The organism is Mucilaginibacter sp. GW821-FHT07G05 (assembly GCF_059418565.1).
In genome coordinates this window covers 1-16,946 of record NZ_JBWKQC010000015.1, presented here as the reverse complement: position 1 = coordinate 16,946, position 16,946 = coordinate 1, and the positions used below count along the sequence as shown (strand labels likewise).

Genomic DNA, 16,946 nt, shown 5'->3' with positions numbered 1-16,946 from the left:
TAATCAAGTATCAAGTAGTGAGTATCAAGTATCAAGTATTTTTGAGGTATAAAGTAGTTGGTATAAAGTACTTTTAATCTGAATCTTTTGCCATTATGCACCGCATAAAGATCGTCTTGATACTTGATACTAACTACTTGCTACTAAATATAAGAATACCTTACCTCTGTTAAATATAAACCGCAGGCCGGTACCGATGTGCCTGCTTTGCTGCGGTTTTTGCTTTCAATTATATCGCGTACGGCTTCGGGCGGTATGTCGCCTTTGCCTACCATTATTAATGTGCCCACAATAGCCCGTACCATATTGCGTAAAAACCTGTCGGCCGAAATATGGAAAACAATGCTGCCATCATCTTTCATTACCCATTCGGCGCCACTTATTTTGCAATTATTGGTCATGGTTTGGGTATTTGATTTGCTGAAGCAGCTAAAATCAGTATACTCCATAATAATAGCGGCGGCACGGTTCATCAAATCCAGGTCGGGCACATCGCGCAGCAACCACGAATAACCATGCTTAAACGGATCTTTATTAAAATGAATATGGTACTCATAAGAGCGCAAGGTAGCATCAAAACGCGCGTGCGCGTCATCGGCCACCTCAATAATATTTTTTATAGCGATATCATGCGGAAGCAAAGCATTAAGCCCCCCCAGCCCCCTGAAGGGGGAGCTTTCAAAAGCATTTGCCCCCCCTTCAGGGGGCTGGGGGGTAACATGCAGATAAAACTGCGTTGCGTGTACACCTGTATCGGTGCGGCCGCAGCCAATTGTTTCTATGGGGCAACGCAGCAGCGTGCTGAGGGCTTTGTTCACCAGTTCCTGCACGGTTACAGCGTTGGGCTGTACCTGCCAGCCATGGTAATGCGTACCATCATAAGCCAGTTCAATAAAATAACGTTTTGCGTTTACCACGGCGCAAAGTTAATAAACCGCGGCCTATGTTTATGGCTTGTGGCACGGCTATAAAAAATCCTGACACGCGGCTTATTTATTTCAAAGGCATTCACTTATCTTTGCCCGTAAACGCAGGGCAACCAATGGTGAAATAACCACCTGATAAAGCTGCCGGGCGATATAAATATTTAAAACAACATGATACAACGCATACAATCTATTTATCTTTTTTTAGCCACCTTGGTGTTATTCGCCCTGTACCTTTTTCCGCTGGTGCATAATGTAAACCTTAACGGGGTAATATCAAGCATCAACGTACAAGGTGTTTACCAGGAAATGGCCGAAGGCAAGGTATACAGCATCGAGTTTATCGCCATTAAAATATTAACCGCCGTGGTGGCCATATTGCCAACGATTATCATTTTCTTTTATAAAAAGCGCAAGCAGCAAATAGCTTTATGCTACAGCGCTATATTGGTTATAATAGGCTACAGCTTTTGGATGGCGCAAACGGTAAAGGGAGTATCTGAAGGTGCTTTGGAAATCAATACCAGCAATATGGGTATCGGTTTATTCCTGAGTTCGGTAAGTATTATATTGGTTATTTTCGCGTTAAAATCAATACAGCGCGACGAAAAACTGGTGCGCTCGGCCGATAGGTTAAGATAATCATGAAGAAAAGCATTAAGATAGCCGTATTTGTACTAACCGCCTTCGCATTTATCAGTTGCGATAGGGTAACCAAAAACCTGGCGAAAGAGCACCTGCAATTTGAAGCGCCGAAATCATACCTCAACAATTTTTTCAGGCTGGAGTATGTAGAAAATACCGGTGCCGCGCTTAGCCTGGGCGATAACCTGCCGCAGCCTTACAGCTTTATATTGCTGAGCATATTGCCGCTGCTGTTTATGCTGGTAATGATAGGTTATACCTTTTACAACATTAAAAAGCTCGATAGCCTGAAACTGATCGCTTTGTCGCTGGTTATTTCGGGCGGCCTGGGTAATATTATCGACAGGCTGCTGTACGACAGGCATGTTACCGACTTTATGAATATGGGGATACTGGGCATCCGTACCGGTATATTCAACGTGGCCGATATGTGTGTAACCGCAGGCGCTATCATGCTCATCATCGCATACCGAAAAAACGCGGAACCGGAGCAACCCCAGGTAGCATAATTTAAGATAGCTGCCATCTTAGTTCGCTCAATAACAGTATGTATGTTTATTGAGATGTGCTTTTTGCAAGATAAGTAGGGTTATTCCGCTACGCTTTTCACGCCTCCGTCATACTTAAAACTAAATCGGCGCATTACTTGCATTTTGCTAAACATTTTAGGATTTTTGCACTTTCTTATTGAGCCGGTGGTTAATGGCCGCAGGCGATAGCAATTTAACCATGGCTTGTAAACAAGTTGCCGTGGAAATACCAAAGGATACCAATGATCAACGAAGCTGAAAAAGACGCGCAAAAACATATTATAATAAAAGGGGCAAGGGTACACAATCTTAAAAATATTGATGTAGCCATTCCTAAAAACAAACTGGTAGTGGTAACCGGTATGTCGGGTTCGGGCAAGTCGTCATTGGCTTTCGATACCCTGTATGCCGAAGGCCAACGCCGTTATGTGGAGAGCCTTTCATCATACGCGCGCCAGTTTTTGGGCCGTATGAACAAACCCGATGTTGATTATATTAAAGGAATAGCCCCGGCCATAGCTATTGAGCAAAAGGTGATCACCTCTAACCCGCGCTCAACCGTGGGTACGTCAACCGAGATATACGATTACCTGAAACTGCTTTTTTCGCGCATCGGCAAAACCATATCGCCGGTATCGGGTGGCCTGGTGAAAAAGGACAATGTTACCGATGTGATCAATTTCATCATGACGCTGCCCAACGATACGCAGGTAACCATACTTTGCCCGCTGCATCCGCATAATAACCGCAGCCTGAAAGAAGAGCTGGCGGTACTATTGCAAAAGGGTTTTGTACGTGTGGAATACAACGGCAAGCTGGCCCGTATTGAAGCCTTGCTGGAAGATGAAACCATTACCTCTGATGCCTCATGGGTAATTGACGATGGCGAAGGTTCATCCGGCAAGAACAATAAGAAAACCATTCAGAATAAAACACAGGTACGCATAGTTATTGACCGTGTTACTAAAAACGAAGAAGACGAAACGGTAAGTCGCTTGGGCGATAGTATCCAAACCGCCTTTTTTGAAGGTAAGGGGGATAGTTTTGTGCGCTACCAGGAGCCCGAAGCTACTGAAGAAACCGAACGTTTCTTTTGCGACCGCTTTGAGTTGGACGGTATCCGTTTTGAAGAACCTACGCCCAACTTTTTCAGCTTCAACAACCCTTACGGTGCCTGCAAAAAATGCGAAGGTTACGGTAAGGTAATTGGTATTGATGAAGATTTGGTAATCCCCGATAAAAGCAAAACCATATATGAGGGCGCTATTGCCCCATGGCGCGGCGAAAAGATGCGCGAGTGGAACGATGCACTGGTGAAAAGCGCGCTGCAATTTGACTTTCCGATACACCGCCAGTACAATCAGCTGACCGAAAAGCAGCAACGTTTGCTGTGGACGGGTAACAAATATTTCCGTGGGTTGGATGCCTTTTTTAAGGAAATGGAGGAGCAAACCTATAAGATACAATACAGGGTGCTGCTATCCCGCTACCGCGGAAAAACTACCTGCCCCGAATGTAAGGGAAGCCGCTTAAGGCAGGATGCATCGTACGTAAAAATAAACGGCAAATCAATTACCGATGTGGTGCTGATGCCTTTAGATAAAGCCTTCGAGTTTTTTAACGGACTGCAATTATCAGAGAACGATGCCAAGATAGGCAAACGCCTGCTGATGGAAATCACCAATCGCCTCAACTTTTTGAACGATGTAGGCTTGAGCTATTTAACGCTTAATCGCTTGTCGAACACTTTGTCGGGCGGTGAATCGCAGCGTATCAACCTGGCTACTTCATTGGGCAGTAGTTTGGTGGGGTCTGTTTATGTGCTGGATGAACCGAGTATTGGCTTGCACCCGCGCGATACGCAACGATTGATCAGTGTATTGAAATCATTGCGCGACGTGGGCAATACCGTATTGGTGGTAGAGCACGAAGAAGAAGTAATGAAAGCCGCCGACCATATTATTGACATCGGTCCCGAAGCTGGTACGCATGGCGGTCAGCTGGTGTTTTCGGGTACTTATAATGAAATTATAAAGGACGAAAAAAGTCTAACCGGCGCTTATTTGAGCGGCAGGCAAGAAATTGCCATACCTGCCACCCGCCGCAAATGGAACGACTTTATTGAAATAAAAGGTGCCCGCGAAAATAACCTGCGCCATGTTACCGCTAAGTTTCCGTTAGGGGTGCTTACCGTGGTTACAGGGGTATCGGGTTCGGGTAAAACCAGTTTGGTGAAACGCATACTGGCGCCTGCCCTGCAAAAAACACTGGGCAACTATAACGGCGAGCAAACAGGATTGTACGATAGTATTGATGGCGATTTTAACAAGATTGAACAGGTAGAACTGGTTGATCAAAACCCGATAGGGCGTTCGTCGCGCTCAAACCCGGTAACCTACGTAAAGGCTTGGGACGAGATCCGTAACCTGTTTGCGGCGCAGCCTGCCGCTAAAGCTTCAGGTTTAAAGCCATCAGCGTTTTCGTTCAACGTAGAGGGTGGTCGTTGTGATGTTTGCCAGGGCGAGGGCGAGGTAAAGATAGAGATGCAGTTTATGGCCGATATCTTTTTAACCTGCGAAACCTGCGGCGGCAAACGTTTCAAACAGCACATTCTGGATGTGGTGTACAATGAAAAAAACGTATCTGAAATACTGAACCTTACCATTGATGAGGCGCTGGAATTCTTCGCTAAAGAACCAAAGATTCTCGCTAAAATAAAACCATTGGTTGATGTAGGCTTGGGTTATGTTCAGTTGGGGCAGTCCTCGAACACGCTATCAGGCGGTGAGGCACAGCGGATCAAGCTGGCATCCTTCCTGGTGAAAGGGAATAACACCCACAAAACACTGTTCATATTTGACGAGCCAACCACCGGCCTGCACTTTGCCGATATTAAAAAGCTGCTGAAATCGTTCGACGCATTGTTAGAGCATGGCAATACCATTATTGTTATCGAACACAATATGGACGTAATTAAATGTGCCGACTGGGTAATAGACATCGGCCCCGAAGGTGGCGACAAAGGCGGTAACGTAGTATTTGAAGGCCTGCCCGAAGACCTGATCAAAGAAAAGAAATCGTACACCGGTAAATTTTTGAAAGAAAGGTTCTCTTAGGTGGGTTGTAGGTTGTGTGTTGTAAGTTGTGAGGGGGAGGTTCGTGGTTCGGGGTTTAATCCTTTTGTCATTGCGAAGAATGAAGCAATCACGTCGCGTTTTAACTTCGTATAGCGAACAACAATTCCTGCTGTCGCGAGTTTAGCATAACGTAGCTCGTGACTTACGCATGGGGTAAGCTTTCAGCTTACAAAAACATGATGCACAGCGGCCGGAGGCCGCGTAATAGTCGTCACTCGGCTGTAGCCGTAGCGACTGTTGTTTTTATCTCAAACCTCAAACTTCATCACTTCTCATTAAAATCTCTGCGTACTCCGCGCAAAACTCCGTTGCCTCTGCGGTTAAATCTTCTGCTAACTAATGCTCATCCACCACAAAATGACATTATCTTCAAAAATGCTTAACTATATTTAGCTAATGAACAAGTGGCTGCTGTGCTTTTTATATTTAACTATTAATGCAATAGCATTTACTTCATGCCATCAGGGGAGCTCAACAGATGGTAAAACCGTGTTCAGCCTGAACCTCGAAGAAGGCCTTACCTCGCTCGACCCAGCCTTTGCCCGTAATAAGAACGCGCTATCAATGGATAACCAGTTGTATAACGGATTGGTGCAAATTAACGATGGCCTAAAGACCGTGCCCTGCATAGCCAAAAGCTGGGATATCAGTGCTGACGGTAAGCAGTACACCTTTCACCTGCGTAACGATGTGTATTTTCATGATGATGCCCAGTTTAAGGGAGGGAAAGGCCGCAGGTGCGTAGCGGCAGATTTTGTGTACAGCTTCGGCAGGCTGATCGATCCTAAAGTAGCTTCATCAGGTTCGTGGATATTTAGCGACAAGGTGAAGGGCAAGGAGGCATTTATAGCAGTTGACGACACTACCTTCCGCATTCAGCTGAAACAACCCTTTCCGCCGTTGTTAAGCCTGCTTACAGCCCAATATGGCTCGGTAGTGCCGCATGAGGTAGTTGATCATTACGGAAAAGATTTCAGGAGCCACCCGGTAGGTACCGGTCCGTTCAAGTTTAAATATTGGAAAGAGCAGGAGGTAATGGTGCTGTTAAAGAACGAACATTACTGGGAAAAAGACAGTACGGGCAGGCCGTTGCCTTACCTGGATGCTGTTAAAACCACCTTCATCAGCGATAAGCAAACCGCCTTTATGGAGTTTATTAAAAAGAAACTCGACTACTTTAACGGTATCGACGGCAGCTACCGCGATGATATACTTACCAAGGGCGGCAAGCTCACCAAAAAATACCGGGGCAAGTTTACAATAAGTATCAGACCGTATTTAAATACCGAGTACCTTGGGATATTGGTGGATAGCAATCTCGGCATCGTAAAACATTCGCCGCTGAAAGTGCTGAAAATACGGCAGGCTATTAATTACGCTATCGATAAAAAGAAGATGGTTAAATACCTGCGCAACAGCATTGGCACGCCGGGTTATGCGGGGTTCATCCCCGAAGGGATGCCGGGTTTTGACGCAGCACAGGTGAAAGGCTATAGCTATGATCCTGAAAAAGCACGGCGATTACTGGCCGAAGCCGGTTTTCCGAATGGCCGCAACCTGCCCGAAATTGTGCTGAACACCACCACTACCTATCGCGATTTGATAGAATACATACAAGGCCAGCTGGAACGCGTGAACATAAAAACCCGGGTAGAAGTAACACAAGGTGCCAGTTTGCGCGAGTTGATCGCCAAAAACGGGGTGAATTTTTTCCGTGGTTCGTGGGTGGCTGATTATCCCGATGGGGAAAATTATCTGTCGTTATTCTACTCAAAAAACAAAATACCTTTCGGCCCCAATTATACCGGGTTCAATAATAAAGCCTTCGACGCGCTGTTTGAGCAAACCTATAATGTAAAAGATGAAGAGGCCCGTTATGCTTTGTACAGGCGTATGGATAACTTGGTAATGCAGCAATCGCCGGTGGTGATATTGTATTACGATAAGCTGGTGAATTTGTACCAAAACAACGTTACAGGCTACAGCCAAAACGGGCAAAACCTTTTGATTTTAAAACGCGTAAAAAAGTTGTAAATACAGGCTGATAAATAGCTTTTAATTATATCCGAAAAAACTTTATCTTTACGTTAAACGTAATTACAGTTATATAGTCAAACAATTAAATTTGCATTTTATTGTAATTTTTGTTTTATTTGAAATAAACAAATTTCTTCACCCCTAAAGAAAATCCTATAGAGTAGAAACTTTACTTAACATTTTAACGAACTTAATTTAAGTACAAGTCATTCTATGGATTTTAAATTGCAAAGTGATCAGGATCTAATCCATCTTTATATCTCGGGTGATGAAGCGGGGCTGGTAGAACTTATACGCCGTTATCAAACCAAAATTTACACGTCCATATACCTGCTGGTTAAAGATGAATACCTTGCCGAAGATATATTTCAGGACACCTTTATAAAAGTTATCAATACACTTAAAGCCGGCAAATACAACGAAGAAGGTAAGTTTTTACCCTGGGTTACACGTATTGCCCATAACCTGGTTATTGACCATTTTCGCCGCGAAAAGCGTGCGCCTATGGTAAGTAATGGCGACGACTTTGATATTTTTGAAGTGCTGGGCAACTATGATGAAAGTACGGAGGACCGCATGGTGCGCGAGCAAACCCATAAAGACCTTAAATCGCTTATTCAGCTATTGCCATCGGAGCAAAAAGAAGTATTGATTATGCGTCATTTTGGCGATATGAGCTTTAAGGAAATTGCCGATATTACTGATGTAAGTATCAACACCGCGCTGGGCCGTATGCGTTACGCACTCAACAACCTGCGCAAAATGATGCAGAGCAAAGAGCTTAGTCTGAAAAATTAATTTCATGTAAGAGCCGTAAGCGCGGTATCTTGCTGATGTAAAGAGGATTCGCGCAGCGTAATAAATATATTACACGCCGTTATAATATTACCACAATCAGTTGCCTAAAAATGCGTTTATATGCATATAAAGCCCGTTTGGTAAATTTATAACGGCGTTTTTATGTGTCATATAGGGTAATAAAATACCTTATAATTAAATTGCCCCACCCGTTATTATACTCAAACAAAAAATTTCATCAAATTTTCATCTTTCTATAAAATAATTCTAAACCCGGTGCGTTATAGTTTCGTATAATTTATTAAAAAACGCTTATGGGAGAAACCTCTACAAAAAACTTATTTGCAGTCACTAATAATATGATAGTGAAGGAGAAAAACGCGACAGAAAATCTGGATGCGGACGAACTGATATTTTATCATTCCCTCCGCACTGACATGGCTCTTCTGGAGAAGAAGCCAAAGCTGCAAACCATTCATCACATATTGGATTACTCTAAGAGTCTTCGCTAAGCTGATGATAAGGTATTTTAGTTGATGGATCATAGTTCGCAGGAATTGGTAACATCAGTTTGGTATCAGATTAGATTGAAAATACCGATACGAATGCCCGCGAACTATGACCCATTAGCTGTTTCTACAGATCATGGCAATGTACTATTTGCACTGTAGTAAGCGGCCTGCTATAAAATCAGGCGTGGGTTTCGCTCTTAACCGCTATCTACTTATATCTTTGCTGCATGCTAAAGAAAGAACGCTACCGGCATTTTGTTGAATACTTTTCTAAAAATCAGCCCAACCCCGTTACCGAACTTCATTATAATTCGCCCTACCAGTTGCTGGTGGCCGTAATCCTATCGGCCCAATGTACCGATAAGCGCATTAACCAGGTAACCCCGGCGCTATTTGAGCGTTTTCCGGATGCCGAAAGCCTGGCCGCATCAAACCCCGACGAAATATTTACTTATATACGCAGCGTAAGTTATCCTAACAACAAGGCCAAACACTTGGCCGGTATGGGTAAAATGCTCGTGCATGATTTTAACAGCGTAGTGCCCGCCGAGGTAGACGAGCTGCAAAAGCTGCCCGGCGTCGGCCGAAAAACCGCTAACGTAATTGCATCAGTAATATATGATGCCCCGGCCATCGCGGTGGACACCCACGTTTTCAGGGTGTCGAACAGAATAGGGCTTACCACCAATGCCACCACGCCGCTCGCCGTTGAAAAAGAACTAACAAAATACCTGCCGCAAGATCTGCTGGGGGTAGCCCATCACTGGCTGATATTGCATGGCCGTTATATATGCGTGGCAAGATCGCCCAAGTGCGATGTTTGCGCGCTTACCTGGTTTTGCCGCTACTACGAACGCAATAATACCGAAACCGCCCTGCTGAAAGCCGAAGCCCTAAAACTTAAAAAAGCCAAAGACGCGAAAAAGAAGAAAGCCCAAACTACCCTGCACAAAGAGCTAAGCAAACGCAGTGTTGATAAATGATGGTTGCTTGATGATATGGAGTTAGGTATGTTTACTTAGTAAAGTTGCAGACTCGTATTCCTCACCAACTGTCATGCTGAGGTACGAAGCATCTTTCTGCGACCTTTAAAGCGAAGACGATTCTTCACTATGTTCAGAATGACAGTTTTTCCACTAAAAAAAATAATTACTAATTTTTTTAGTAATTGATAAATAAGTTTTTATATTTGTTACAGATATTTATACCATGAGTAACGCAGATAAATTGAAGGCATTACAGCTTACATTAGATAAGCTGGAAAAATCATACGGAAAAGGAACCATCATGAAACTGGGCGACAGTGTAGTGGAACCTACTGAAGTTATACCTACCGGTTCTATCGGTTTGGATATTGCTTTGGGTGTGGGCGGTTTACCTAAAGGCCGTGTTATTGAAATATACGGCCCGGAATCGTCGGGTAAAACAACCCTGGCTATCCATGCTATTGCCGAAGCACAAAAGAAAGGTGGCATTGCTGCGTTTATTGACGCGGAGCACGCTTTTGATAAATTTTATGCCAAAAAATTAGGTGTTGATGTAGAGAACCTGCTGATATCACAACCGGATAACGGTGAGCAGGCGCTTGAAATTGCCGATAACCTGATCCGCTCGGGCGCTATCGATATCCTGGTGATCGACTCTGTTGCCGCATTGGTACCTAAAGCCGAAATTGAAGGTGAAATGGGCGATTCTAAAATGGGTTTACAAGCCCGTTTAATGTCACAGGCTTTACGTAAGTTAACCGGTACCATCAGTAAAACAGGATGTTGCTGTATTTTCATCAACCAGCTGCGTGATAAAATTGGTGTAATGTTCGGTAACCCCGAAACCACTACCGGTGGTAACGCCCTTAAATTTTACGCGTCGGTACGTTTGGATGTACGCCGTATATCACAAATTAAAGACAGTGATGAAGTTTCAGGTAACCGTGTTAAGGTGAAGATCGTAAAAAACAAAGTTGCGCCTCCGTTCCGTATTGCTGAATTTGATATCATGTTTGGTGAAGGTATTTCAAAATCGGGCGAGATCATTGACCTGGGTGTGGAGTACAACATCATTAAAAAAGCAGGTTCATGGTTTAGCTATGGCGATACCCGCTTAGGCCAGGGTCGTGATGCGGTTAAACAACTGATACTGGATAACCCTGAACTGATGGAAGAACTGGAAACCAAAATAAAACAAACAGTAACCGGCGAAAGCTTACAAGTAGAACCGGCTTAAGTTATTCGATTTTAATATTTATTATGTGAGGCCTTTCCGCGAATGCGGAAGGGTTTTTTTGTTTTCGCTTTTATTTAACCGCAGAGTGCGCTGAGGTTTTCGCGGAGTACGGGGAGTTTTTAATGGATAGTAGGTATGAGTTTCTTGTTTGAATTATAAAAGCTTTGACAACTTTTTAAAAGTTGTCAAAGCTTTACGCATATTTATTCTCTTTCTAACTCCGCGAAACCTCTGTTATCTCTGCGGTAAAAAAATGATCATCTGATGGGAACAGATTTGACAACTTTCAAAACTTACAGTATTGTTTCTCTCAGCGTACTCTGTGTTCCCCTCCTCAGCGAACTCTGCGGTAAAACTCTTAAAGCAACTAATCAATCTAACTTAAAAATCCCAGATACCGTTATTTTTAGTGAGTATTACCGGCTCGCCATCGGTTACTAAAATGGTATGCTCGTGCTGCGCTACGTAACCGCCTTTATTGCCGATCAATCCCCAGGTATCGGCACCTTCGTTAGCGTAGGTTGATTGGGTAGAGATAAAAGTTTCAATAGCCACAACCGAATTTTTGCGGAAACGGGTTTTGTTGAATTTATCGTAGCAATTCAGTATCTCGTGCGGTGCCTCGTGCAGGCTACGGCCAACACCATGACCGGCCAGGTTCTTGATCACCTTAAAGCCATGTTTAGCCGCCTGTGTTTCTATCAGTTTACCTATGTCGGCAATTTTAACACCGCCTTTTATCTGACTTAAAGCTTTTTGTAAAATCTGTTTAGAGGCATCAACCAAAGCTGTATGCCCGTTAATGTCTTCGCCCAACACAAATGATCCGCCATTGTCGGCCCAAAAACCATCCAGTTCGGCAGATACATCTATGTTTACCAAATCACCTTCCCGAAAAATTTTATCAGCCGACGGGATACCATGTGCCACCTCGTTGTTTACACTGATACAGGTATGTCCCGGGAAATCATAAGTAAGCTTTGGTGCAGATACTGCGCCTAACTTAGCCAACATATCACCACCAAAGTCGTCCAGCTCCTTTGCCGACATACCCACACGGCAATGCTCACGCATAGCTTTAAGAGTTAAAGCAACCGCTTCGCTTACTTTTTGCATTCCTGTTAGTTCGTCGTTAGTGCTGATAGACATGGCGTTATTATTTAATTATTCACAAAGATACCCAACCTGTAGTTGAATAACATAATTAAAATGTCAGGTTCGGGCAGGTGGATGCATCGATACCTGCGGTTCAATATCCTCTATCCAGTCTTCATTCATGTGCTCAAATACATATTCATATCTTTCGGAATCGTTCTTATCAACAAATTCACATTGCATTGTCCAATCGCCATAGCCGTAAATTAGTTGAGATATGTAAAATATGTCACCATTGGATAGTTCAGCAAAATAAGCGGTACACTCATCTTCTCTTAATTTTGTAATGGAAACAACCGTATGTAATTTATCGTAGTCAAGTTTTTCCCATTTATACAACCGGGTTATGTCGTTGTTTGGGGTAATATAAAATGAGCTTGTGTTAAAAAAAAGATAACTTTCACTAAACTCAAATAAAACGTATAAACCAATATTCGGTTCGTTTTCGTCATAAAACCAAAAGACATTTTGAATATTGTTGCTTAGAATATCTGTCATTGCTTATTAATAGAAATAATGGATTGCTAAATTATTGCAATGTTGGTATTTCTCTTGTTGCTGCTTCTTGTCGTGATGCATCTTTATCGCCATTCTGAATTTTTACCCAATCTTCTTTATTGATCGTGGTGGTATCTATAGCAGTTTTTAACCTTAATAAAGGAGTGATAGGCCTGCTCAATACAATAGTAAAATCACCCGGTTCGGTGCCGCCCCCTGTAGCGCCTAAGTCAACATAGTGGCGTACTATCCTGATATCATAATTGTCCTTATTTACAAACAAAACACCGGAATCCACCCATGCTGACATGTAAGAGCTAAGTGTAAACAACCCGAATAGTACACAAGTTGTTAATCCGGAAAGTAAGCTGAATAAAACAGCCGGAGTTCTATTGTTTTTATGTGGACGGTAAATGGCTATGTATGTGGCCACCGGTATTGTAGCAACGGGTAGTATATAAATAGTGGTATAAAATATACCTCTATCTTGTTGATTTGTAAAATATACAGGCACAAAGTTGCTGCACAAAAAAATGAAAATGCAAAGACCTGCTATACTATATAGAACTTTATTGAACATTGTGACATGCTTAGATTAGTACAATTTAACATTAATTCCGGTTTTTGCTTTACTATTTATGCAAATCAAAAATTCCCCCTTTAGGGGGTTAGGGGGGGGAAGCTATATCCCTCCTTACTCCAAACCTCCATCGCCTTGGGTAGCACGTACTCCAGCCGGTTGAAGGCTTTTATACTATCGTGAAATACTACGATGGAATTTTCTTCGGTATGTTTCAATACGTTTTTCAGGCAATCCTCCGGCCTCAAAAGCATATCGAAATCGCCGCTGAGTACATTCCACATAATGATGTTGATATCCGGTCGCGCGTTTTTAAGCAAGGCCACCTGCGATTTTTTTATGCGCCCGTAAGGCGGCCGGAACAGCGGTGTATCTAAAAGTTTATTGGCCTGTAAAAAATTATCCAGATAAATATTATCATCCGTTTTCCACCCTTTCAGGTGGTTAAAGGTATGGTTGCCTATAGCGTGACCGGCATTTTTTACCTCTTCGAAAATCTCCGGATGCTTGCCTACATTATCGCCGATACAAAAGAAAGTGGCTTTCGCATTGTACTCTTTTAAAATATTTAGTACAAATGGTGTAACAATGGGTATAGGACCGTCGTCAAAAGTCAAATAAATACAACGGCCATTGGGTTTGGCATCCCACGTTAATTGCGGGTATAGCTTTTTTAACAGCCAGGGTGTTTTAACAAGGTACATTTTACAAATTACGCTAAATGTTTCATTTTAAGTAACAAAAAACTTTGGTAGAAATACCGCATTTCTTACCATTGTACGATCAATCCTCATGAAACTAAACATACTCACAAAAATAAAAGTAACCGGAATTAGCCTGGCCGCGCTATCAATAATAAGCATTAATGCCCACGCGCAGGAGAAAATTGGATTGCAGCGTGCCGTAACACTCGCTCTTGAGCGTAACCTTACCATAAAGCAAGCGCAGTTTAACGAGGCCTTAACCAACGAAGATCTTAAGCAATCGCGATATAACCTGCTGCCCAGCGTAAGTGCTAATCCGCAGGGATCGCTCAACTTTGGTCGTAGTGTCGATCCGTCAACCAACCAGTTCACCAATCAGCGTGTTTTTGGTTTAAGCGGGAGCGTAAACGCGCAGGTAGTGCTGTTTCAGGGCGGGCAGTTACGTAACCAGATCATCCAAAACAAAATCTTGTTAGAGGCCGACCGCACCAATACCGCCAAGGTAAAGAACGATCTTACCCTGAATGTGGTAACTACCTACTTGTCGGTTTTAACCAACCAGGATCTGGTAACGGCAGCCATTCAACAAATAGATATTGCCAAACTTACTTTAGACAGGGCGCAGAAAAACTTTAACGCCGGTAACCAAACGCTGGCCGATCTGTCGCAGGCCAAGGCCCAACTGTCAACAGCCGAGCTGAACCTTACTAATGCCCAAAACCAGCTGGAATTATCTGTGTTAACATTAAAACAATACATGGAAATGGCGCCCGGTACCGAGATAGAAATTGAACGCCCGGATGTTAGCAAGCTGGCTATCCAAACGAAATACAATGCCGAAGAAGTTTTTAAAACAGCCCTGAATGTTAACCCGGACGTACGTTTAGCCGAAATACGCAGGGATGGTTTTAAACAAGCTATCCAGATAGCGCGCGGCGCGTACTACCCAAGTTTGGTATTATTCGGTTCGGCAGGTACCAATTATTCTGATGCGCGTAGCCTGCTTAGCGGATATGCACCTACCGGTAGAGATGAAATTACAGGTTATTTGAACGGCGATCTGTCGCAGCCGGTTACTATGCCGGGTATAGCGCCGATCACCAGCAAATACCCTTTCAGCAGGCAAATATCTGATAACTTTAACCAATCGGTAGGGTTAACCTTGCAGATCCCTATTTTCAACAGGTTTACCACACGTACCGCGGTGCGCAAGGCAAAAATAACTTACGAAAATGCCGAAGTAACCGCGCAATTAGCTAAAAACAACTTAAGCAAAATCATTTACCAGGCAGTATGGGATGTGCAGGCTGCCGAAAAAAGATTGCAATCAACCTCGCAAACTTACGAGGCTAATAAAGAAGCCTACAACGTAATACTGCAACGCTACAACGTTGGTTTGGTAAACTCGCTCGACCTGAATACCTCACTTACCAACCTGAACAAAGCGCAGTTTGATATGATCGAAGCTAAATATCAGCTTGTTTTCAGGAGCAAGGTGATTGATTACTATCTCGGAAACCCTATAACATTATAAAACATACAAAATACTGATCTGATCATGGGAAAGACTACTAAATATATTTTGATAATAATAGGTGCACTTATCGCATTGCTTATTATTGGTAAGGTAACCGGATTTATTGGAGGGCCAACCAAAACACAGGTAGCCACCGAAAAATCGGCCGAGCGTACCATTACCGAAACAGTATCGGCCAGCGGGAAAATTAAACCGCACATAGAGGTTAAAATTAGTGCCGAGGTATCTGGCGAGATCGTCGACCTGCCAATTAAGGAAGGCGATGTGGTTAAAAAAGGTCAATTGCTGTGCCGTATCCGCCCGGATATTTTAAAGTCGGGTTACGAGCGTGCTGTGGCATCATACAATACACAAAAAGCAAGCGTAGGTAATTCGGCCCAAATGTTAAAACAGGCCGAGGCTACTTTTAACAACCAGGCATCGATATACAAACGTAACAAAGAGCTTTTTGATAACAAGGTGGTAACTGCCGCCGAATTTGAAAATGCCAAAGCCGCTTACGAAGGCGCAAAGGCCAGCTATGAGGCAGCCAAACAAAATGTTATCGGTTCAAAATTCGGATTGGAGCAATCACAGGCTTCGGTTAAAGAGGCGCAGGACAACCTGGCTAAAACAAGTATTTTTTCTCCGGTTGATGGTGTGGTTTCAAAGCTATCTATTGAAAAAGGCGAGCGTGTATTAGGAACCATCCAAATGGCCGGTACCGAAATGATGACCATTTCTGATTTGAGCGAAATGGACGTAAACGTTGATGTGAACGAGAACGACATTAACCGTGTAAGCCTGGGCGATGAATCGACCATTGAGGTAGATGCCTTTTTAGGGAAGAAATTTACCGGTAAGGTAACCGAGATAGGCAGTTCGGCCAATGTGGTAGGTACCAATGCCGACCAGGTGACCAACTTCACCGTTAAGGTGCGTATCGATTCGGCTTCGTACACTGGCCTCATCAACAAAAACGCGTCGAACCCATCACCATTCCGCCCGGGATTGACGGCTACAGTAGAGATCAGCACCAACAAGGTGAAAGCATTGGCAGTGCCTATTCAATCGGTAACTACACGTGCCGAAAAGAAAGCGGAAACAACCAAAAAAGATGAAGACGACAGCAAAAAGAAAATAAGCGAACCTGTAAAAGAGTACGTGTTTGTATACAGCGTTGGCAAGGTAAAACAAGTGCAGGTAACCACCGGCATACAGGATGATACCTATATACAAGTATTAAGCGGCCTAAAAGCCGGTGAGGAAGTGGTGTCGGCACCATACCCGGCCATATCAAAAACGCTAAAAGATAAAGAAGAAGTGGAGAAGGTGGATAAAAGCAAGCTCTTTACCAAAGATGCTAAAGTAGGCGAATAACAAACCAAAACCATATACAATTACCAAGGCTTGCACCGTAAAGGTGTGAGCCTTTTTTGGTTGAGGGGCTGATGCCTTCCAAGTAGCATAGCCATTAATCAAGCATAAAAGTTGAAAATAACTTTTGTGGTAAAAGCGAATCGTATAGCTAACTCACCCGGTCTACGCTTCGCTGGACCGCCCTCTCTCCGGCTTTGCCGCAAAGAGGGCTTAATAAAATGAGTATACAAACCCCTCTTTACGCTTGCGTAGAGGTACTGTCTTTAAAAGCAAATAATATTTAATAATTTTGATCATTCAATGAG

General features: G+C 43.4%; 15 protein-coding genes. 10 read left to right on the top strand and 5 right to left on the bottom strand.

Annotated elements, in window-relative coordinates:
* Window positions 1–143: 143 nt before the first annotated feature.
* Window positions 144–917 carry a tRNA pseudouridine(38-40) synthase TruA gene (gene truA / locus AC07NA_RS24965; protein ID WP_494900671.1) on the bottom strand — a complete coding sequence of 258 codons (774 nt, stop codon included), beginning with the start codon at window positions 915–917 and terminating at the stop codon, window positions 144–146.
* Between the two features lie 180 nt (window positions 918–1,097).
* On the opposite strand from truA, the gene AC07NA_RS24960 reads away from it, so the two are divergent.
* From AC07NA_RS24960 to recA, 8 genes are all read left to right on the top strand, one after another.
* Window positions 1,098–1,568, top strand: coding sequence for a DUF4293 domain-containing protein (locus AC07NA_RS24960; protein WP_494900669.1), 471 nt, complete (start codon window positions 1,098–1,100; stop codon window positions 1,566–1,568).
* Window positions 1,569–1,570: 2 nt separating this feature from the next.
* A complete protein-coding gene (gene lspA / locus AC07NA_RS24955) occupies window positions 1,571–2,080 on the top strand; it encodes a signal peptidase II (protein ID WP_345214325.1) in 510 nt (169 codons plus the stop codon).
* A 263-nt stretch (window positions 2,081–2,343) separates the two neighbouring features.
* Window positions 2,344–5,217 carry an excinuclease ABC subunit UvrA gene (gene uvrA, locus AC07NA_RS24950; protein ID WP_494900668.1) on the top strand — a complete coding sequence of 958 codons (2,874 nt, stop codon included), beginning with the start codon at window positions 2,344–2,346 and terminating at the stop codon, window positions 5,215–5,217.
* A 417-nt stretch (window positions 5,218–5,634) separates the two neighbouring features.
* The gene (locus AC07NA_RS24945; RefSeq protein ID WP_494900667.1) at window positions 5,635–7,272 is read left to right on the top strand and encodes an ABC transporter substrate-binding protein; all 1,638 of its coding nucleotides are present in this window, start codon (window positions 5,635–5,637) and stop codon (window positions 7,270–7,272) included.
* Between the two features lie 216 nt (window positions 7,273–7,488).
* The gene (locus AC07NA_RS24940) at window positions 7,489–8,073 is read left to right on the top strand and encodes an RNA polymerase sigma factor (protein WP_494900666.1); all 585 of its coding nucleotides are present in this window, start codon (window positions 7,489–7,491) and stop codon (window positions 8,071–8,073) included.
* 314 nt (window positions 8,074–8,387) lie between these two features.
* On the top strand, window positions 8,388–8,585 hold the full coding sequence (locus AC07NA_RS24935) for a hypothetical protein (RefSeq protein WP_345214321.1): 198 nt from the start codon (window positions 8,388–8,390) through the stop codon (window positions 8,583–8,585).
* A 227-nt stretch (window positions 8,586–8,812) separates the two neighbouring features.
* The gene (gene nth, locus AC07NA_RS24930) at window positions 8,813–9,568 is read left to right on the top strand and encodes an endonuclease III (RefSeq protein ID WP_345214320.1); all 756 of its coding nucleotides are present in this window, start codon (window positions 8,813–8,815) and stop codon (window positions 9,566–9,568) included.
* 226 nt (window positions 9,569–9,794) lie between these two features.
* A complete protein-coding gene (recA, locus tag AC07NA_RS24925) occupies window positions 9,795–10,808 on the top strand; it encodes a recombinase RecA (RefSeq protein ID WP_345214319.1) in 1,014 nt (337 codons plus the stop codon).
* Between the two features lie 381 nt (window positions 10,809–11,189).
* Here the strand turns inward: recA and map are convergent, their stop codons facing one another.
* The 4 genes from map to AC07NA_RS24905 all read right to left on the bottom strand — a co-directional run bounded on the left by map (window position 11,190) and on the right by AC07NA_RS24905 (window position 13,745).
* Window positions 11,190–11,957, bottom strand: a complete 768-nt coding sequence (map, locus tag AC07NA_RS24920) for a type I methionyl aminopeptidase (RefSeq protein WP_494900664.1) — start codon at window positions 11,955–11,957, stop codon at window positions 11,190–11,192.
* Window positions 11,958–12,020: 63 nt separating this feature from the next.
* Window positions 12,021–12,461 carry a hypothetical protein gene (locus tag AC07NA_RS24915; protein ID WP_494900663.1) on the bottom strand — a complete coding sequence of 147 codons (441 nt, stop codon included), beginning with the start codon at window positions 12,459–12,461 and terminating at the stop codon, window positions 12,021–12,023.
* Window positions 12,462–12,492: 31 nt separating this feature from the next.
* The gene (locus AC07NA_RS24910) at window positions 12,493–12,771 is read right to left on the bottom strand and encodes a hypothetical protein (RefSeq protein WP_494900662.1); all 279 of its coding nucleotides are present in this window, start codon (window positions 12,769–12,771) and stop codon (window positions 12,493–12,495) included.
* Window positions 12,772–13,121: 350 nt separating this feature from the next.
* Window positions 13,122–13,745, bottom strand: a complete 624-nt coding sequence (locus AC07NA_RS24905; protein WP_494900660.1) for a polysaccharide deacetylase family protein — start codon at window positions 13,743–13,745, stop codon at window positions 13,122–13,124.
* An 88-nt stretch (window positions 13,746–13,833) separates the two neighbouring features.
* Between AC07NA_RS24905 and AC07NA_RS24900 the strand changes: the two genes are divergently transcribed.
* Together AC07NA_RS24900 and AC07NA_RS24895 are read left to right on the top strand one after the other, a co-directional pair.
* Window positions 13,834–15,279, top strand: coding sequence for a TolC family protein (locus tag AC07NA_RS24900; RefSeq protein WP_494900658.1), 1,446 nt, complete (start codon window positions 13,834–13,836; stop codon window positions 15,277–15,279).
* Between the two features lie 24 nt (window positions 15,280–15,303).
* Window positions 15,304–16,641 (top strand): efflux RND transporter periplasmic adaptor subunit, encoded by a 1,338-nt coding sequence (locus AC07NA_RS24895; RefSeq protein WP_345214315.1) that lies wholly within the window; start codon window positions 15,304–15,306, stop codon window positions 16,639–16,641.
* Window positions 16,642–16,946 lie beyond the last annotated feature (305 nt).

Coding starts and splice junctions, on each gene's coding strand:
- AC07NA_RS24960 (WP_494900669.1), top strand. CDS start 1,098: ATGATACAACGCATACAATCTATTTATCTTTTTTTAGCCACCTTGGTG.
- lspA (WP_345214325.1), top strand. CDS start 1,571: ATGAAGAAAAGCATTAAGATAGCCGTATTTGTACTAACCGCCTTCGCA.
- uvrA (WP_494900668.1), top strand. CDS start 2,344: ATGATCAACGAAGCTGAAAAAGACGCGCAAAAACATATTATAATAAAA.
- AC07NA_RS24945 (WP_494900667.1), top strand. CDS start 5,635: ATGAACAAGTGGCTGCTGTGCTTTTTATATTTAACTATTAATGCAATA.
- AC07NA_RS24940 (WP_494900666.1), top strand. CDS start 7,489: ATGGATTTTAAATTGCAAAGTGATCAGGATCTAATCCATCTTTATATC.
- AC07NA_RS24935 (WP_345214321.1), top strand. CDS start 8,388: ATGGGAGAAACCTCTACAAAAAACTTATTTGCAGTCACTAATAATATG.
- nth (WP_345214320.1), top strand. CDS start 8,813: ATGCTAAAGAAAGAACGCTACCGGCATTTTGTTGAATACTTTTCTAAA.
- recA (WP_345214319.1), top strand. CDS start 9,795: ATGAGTAACGCAGATAAATTGAAGGCATTACAGCTTACATTAGATAAG.
- map (WP_494900664.1), bottom strand. CDS start 11,957: ATGTCTATCAGCACTAACGACGAACTAACAGGAATGCAAAAAGTAAGC.
- AC07NA_RS24915 (WP_494900663.1), bottom strand. CDS start 12,461: ATGACAGATATTCTAAGCAACAATATTCAAAATGTCTTTTGGTTTTAT.
- AC07NA_RS24910 (WP_494900662.1), bottom strand. CDS start 12,771: ATGTCAGCATGGGTGGATTCCGGTGTTTTGTTTGTAAATAAGGACAAT.
- AC07NA_RS24905 (WP_494900660.1), bottom strand. CDS start 13,745: ATGTACCTTGTTAAAACACCCTGGCTGTTAAAAAAGCTATACCCGCAA.
- AC07NA_RS24900 (WP_494900658.1), top strand. CDS start 13,834: ATGAAACTAAACATACTCACAAAAATAAAAGTAACCGGAATTAGCCTG.
- AC07NA_RS24895 (WP_345214315.1), top strand. CDS start 15,304: ATGGGAAAGACTACTAAATATATTTTGATAATAATAGGTGCACTTATC.